The organism is Thalassobacter sp. (genome assembly GCF_982993085.1).
Window position 1 is genome coordinate 1 of the sequence record NZ_CEZFMW010000191.1, and the last position, 3762, is coordinate 3762.

The following is a 3762-nucleotide window of genomic DNA, read 5'->3' on the forward strand; positions in this document are numbered from 1 at the left end:
ATGATCACCGACATGGCATACTCGATGAACGAGTTCTTCATTTCATCGGTGATATTGATCTGTGGTCCGGCATGGGTGCTGATTGGCCCGCCGCCCTCTGAATTTTCATCATTGTTTTCAGGGGTTTGTGGGGTATCGGTCACGCGGCCTCCGTGGACCTGTCGGTCCCGCTAGATTTGGTTCCCTGCACTATAGCAGCCCCTTTATATGGGGTGCAATGCCCAAGAATGCTGCCGGTGGCACCGGTCGGGGGTGAGTGCTAACACTCTGTGTTTGTTGACTATTCACCAATTTGTGGCAAGCTGAGCCTGTAAGGCAACATATCGGAGTGTCCTATGGAAACTGAATTGATGCTAAAGGGGTATGGTTTAACGACCGCGCAGATGTATTATCACATGCCGGATTATGCCCATGTTCTCAATACCTTCACCTGGCAAGAGTATGATATTGGGCCGGATTACCCCAAGCTTTTTAAGTTCATTGAATTTTGGCAGCGTGAGATTGAAGGTCCGCTTCATTCCGTCGAATTTACCCATCGCAAGATGATCGCACCGGGGGAATGGCGCAACGTCACGGTTGAGTTTACGCTTCACTAGCGCGGGCGCGCCAGGCCGCCCAATCCTCGGGTGTATCTAGGTCTGTAATCGCGTGTTCAGCGGGCAGGGCGATGCGGCGGGCGCCATTGGCCTGTACGATGGGTTTTGCCCCGGCATCGCCCGTCAATTGCGCGATATCGGCGTAGTATTTAGCCGGAAAAATCACAGGCTGGCCGGGCCGGCCGTCTGCGGTGGTCGCTTGGATAATATCCTCAGGGTTGGCGCGATGGGCGGCCAGCAAGGTTTCCATGTCTTTGGTGGTGATATCGGGCATATCGGCCAGAACGACCATGGCCGCAGGGGCCGTGCAGCCTGCAATCCCGGCCCGAAGGGAGGCGGACATGGCCCGCTCCGGTGTTGTGATGACCCGCGCGGGGCTATCGGTGATCCAAGCGCGCCGCTTTGCATCACCCTCATGCAGGACAACGGTCACATCACCACTGGCCGCACAACACCGCCGCAGCTGCCGCAGGATCAGGGGTGTTCCGTCAATAAATTCAAGGAGTTTATCGGCGGGCTTCATTCGGGTCGAAGCGCCCGCCGCCAAGAGGATAATGGCCACCTCTGTCATGTTGTCACCCGTGTGCGCAGATCGCGTAGTGTAGCCCATTGGCTTATTGCGAGCCCTGTCAGGATCAGCGCGAGGGCTGCGAAAAACCGCCCCGGCAGAGCTTCGGACAGGATCAGCGCGCCAAGGATCATGGACCACACCGGGACCTGATAGTTGACCAACGTCATAAAGCTTGGCCCCGCCGTGCGGATCACCGCGACCCGCAAAAGGGCCGCAAACGCGGTGGGCAAAAGGCCCAGCAGGATGATCGCAAGCGTGGGGATCGTCGCCGTGGGCGTGGGCACACCCTCGGTCAGCAGCATCAGTGGGATCAGAACGACTGCGCCCAGCAATAGACCCACTGCGGACAGCACAATGGCGTCAATCGCAGGGGTTAGTCGCGTCGCGATGGATGAGATGGCGTAGCACATCGCCGCGGCAAGGCACGCCAACCGCCCCAAGGCGACCAAATCACCGCTACCGGCGGCGAAAATACCGGGTCCAAGCAGGACCAGAGCCCCCGCAAACCCCATCAAAAAGCCCAACGTCTTGCGCAGGCTCAGTGCGTCGCCCGGCACCATGAAATGGGCAAACGGCAGCACGAACAATGGCACCGCCGCCATCGAAAGCCCGGCAAATGCCGAGGGCACATGCTGTTGCCCCCACGCCAGCAAAACAAACGGGATCGCCGTGGAAAACAAAGCGCCCACAACCACATAGACGAACAATCGCCACGACCAGCGCGGCCAAGGCCGCCGTAATGCCACGCACAGTGCCAGTAGGGTGAATGCGCCCAATGTCGTGCGCGCGCAGGCCACCGTGATCGGGCCGTAGCCGCGCAATGCGACCGAGATCACCATGAATGTACCGCCCCAGATCAGGCCAAGGACCGCGATCGAGAGCCAGTTTGCCGGAGTGGGCGCAGAGACGGGAGTGCTGTTCATAGCCGCGATGTACCTTGCGCGCGACGCCTGCGCCAGAGCCACATTTCGTGGCCAAGATTTGCCTCACGCTAACGTAAGGTCAATTGTTTGGCCGCATCACGCTCTTTCAGGCTAATATCTTGTTCAGGGCCCCACAGAAGCGCCCACGCCTTTTCATAATTTTTTGGGAGGATCCCTCATGACTTTATCAAAGATCACGGCGTCTGCCGTGGCGCTTGCCCTGACAGTTCCCATGGCGGCGGCAGAAACGTGGACGCTGAATGGTGATATGTCGAACATCGCGTTCGGCTCGGTCAAGAACGAATACAACGGTGAGGTACACCGCTTTAGCACCCTTTCCGGCAGCGTCGATGCGCAGGGGCAGGTGGTAGTGTCCGTGCCGCTGACCTCGGTCGAGACGATGATCGACATCCGCAACGAACGCATGCGTGAGTTAGTGTTTAAAAACAGCCCCACAGCAACTGTTTCAGCCACGGTTGATATGGTCGCGCTGGACAAATTGGGTGTGGGCGAAAGCATGGTCACCGAGACAGAAGGCACCCTGTCGCTCTTGGGGCAGGAGGTCGCGATCTATAGTGATTTGTTCGTGATCCGTGTGGGTGAGGACAAGGTGATGGTCACGACCGACGGGATGCTGATGCTGGCAACCGATGAGCTGGGCGTCGATGCAGCGATTGATCAGCTTCAGGACATTGCGGGTCTTGATAGTATCACGCGCGTCTCTCCGGTGACGGTACGGCTGGTTTTCGACTCAGATACGCCCGGTAGTTAGACGCGCAGGCTGCGTATTTTACTCACCTCGTGCACAATGCTGCCGGGATCATAGCTTTGATCTCGGTGGCTCGCCAAGCCACCACAGATTCGCCGCATTTCCCTTCGAAACTTTTTGTTTTCAAACAATTATCTTTGTTGCGCCACATTTGCTCTCTATTCGTTCAAACCAATTAACCACGTTTGAAGAAAGAGAATTCAATGATCGTGATAAAGCCAATTTTGGCATCCGCATGTATGGCGGCGTTCATGGCTTTGGCCAGTTCGGCATCCGCTGCAACCGTCGTTTCCGGCACCGTGTGTGAGGGCGGCGTCGCGCCCGCGATTTCGGCCTCTGCGTGTGACATGACGCTGGGGGATTTTGGAAATACACCGTCGAGGTTTGTCCTGACGCCGGGTGGGGCCTTTGGCCTATATGGTGGCGTGGCGAATGGCAGCCGCGCGGACCAGTACCTTGATACTTGGATGATCGATTTCGGTGCAGATCGCTACAATCTATCGTTCAACTGGGCGCCCAAACGCAACAGCAACTTCGACGGATTTTTGTTTGTAAACAATGCGTCATACGCGTTTGATACGGCCATTAATCCCACGGGCGCCAGCATTTCGCTTGGCGCGCTCAGCGGGTCAGTGGCGTTCATCGTGAACCCCATCTTGGGCTCATTCCTGCCCCAAGAACGCGGCACGTGGGATCTTCAGGTTTCACCTGTGTCGCTGCCTGCAAGCCTGCCATTGCTGGCGCTGGGTCTGGGTGGCTTGGCCTTTGCGCGCAGGCGTGCTGCGGCCTAGGGCAAAGCACGCGACCTACCTGACAACAAAAAAGGGCGCCCCAATTGGGACGCCCTTTCGCATGTCTCAAGCGCGGTCTTAGTTGCGCTCTTTGTCGACCATTTTGCCTGCG

Annotated in this window: 5 protein-coding genes; 3 read left to right on the forward strand and 2 right to left on the reverse strand. The window is 57.6% G+C overall.

All coding sequences use genetic code 11. The annotated features are described in order from the left end of the window. The first annotated feature begins 335 nt into the window (after positions 1–335). Positions 336–596, forward strand: coding sequence for an usg protein (locus AC4GMC_RS17610; RefSeq protein ID WP_487878983.1), 261 nt, complete (start codon positions 336–338; stop codon positions 594–596). Here AC4GMC_RS17610 and AC4GMC_RS17615 read toward each other — a convergent pair. Next, on the reverse strand, positions 583–1167 hold the full coding sequence (locus AC4GMC_RS17615) for a nucleotidyltransferase family protein (RefSeq protein ID WP_487878726.1): 585 nt from the start codon (positions 1165–1167) through the stop codon (positions 583–585). The genes AC4GMC_RS17610 and AC4GMC_RS17615 overlap by 14 nt on opposite strands. After that, a complete protein-coding gene (locus AC4GMC_RS17620; RefSeq protein ID WP_487878727.1) occupies positions 1164–2090 on the reverse strand; it encodes a DMT family transporter in 927 nt (308 codons plus the stop codon). Before AC4GMC_RS17620 ends, AC4GMC_RS17615 begins: the two co-directional genes overlap by 4 nt. Positions 2091–2268: 178 nt before the next feature. On the opposite strand from AC4GMC_RS17620, the gene AC4GMC_RS17625 reads away from it, so the two are divergent. Further along, positions 2269–2862 (forward strand): YceI family protein, encoded by a 594-nt coding sequence (locus AC4GMC_RS17625; protein WP_487878728.1) that lies wholly within the window; start codon positions 2269–2271, stop codon positions 2860–2862. Positions 2863–3062: 200 nt separating this feature from the next. After that, positions 3063–3650 carry a VPLPA-CTERM sorting domain-containing protein gene (locus tag AC4GMC_RS17630; protein ID WP_487878984.1) on the forward strand — a complete coding sequence of 196 codons (588 nt, stop codon included), beginning with the start codon at positions 3063–3065 and terminating at the stop codon, positions 3648–3650. Positions 3651–3762 lie beyond the last annotated feature (112 nt).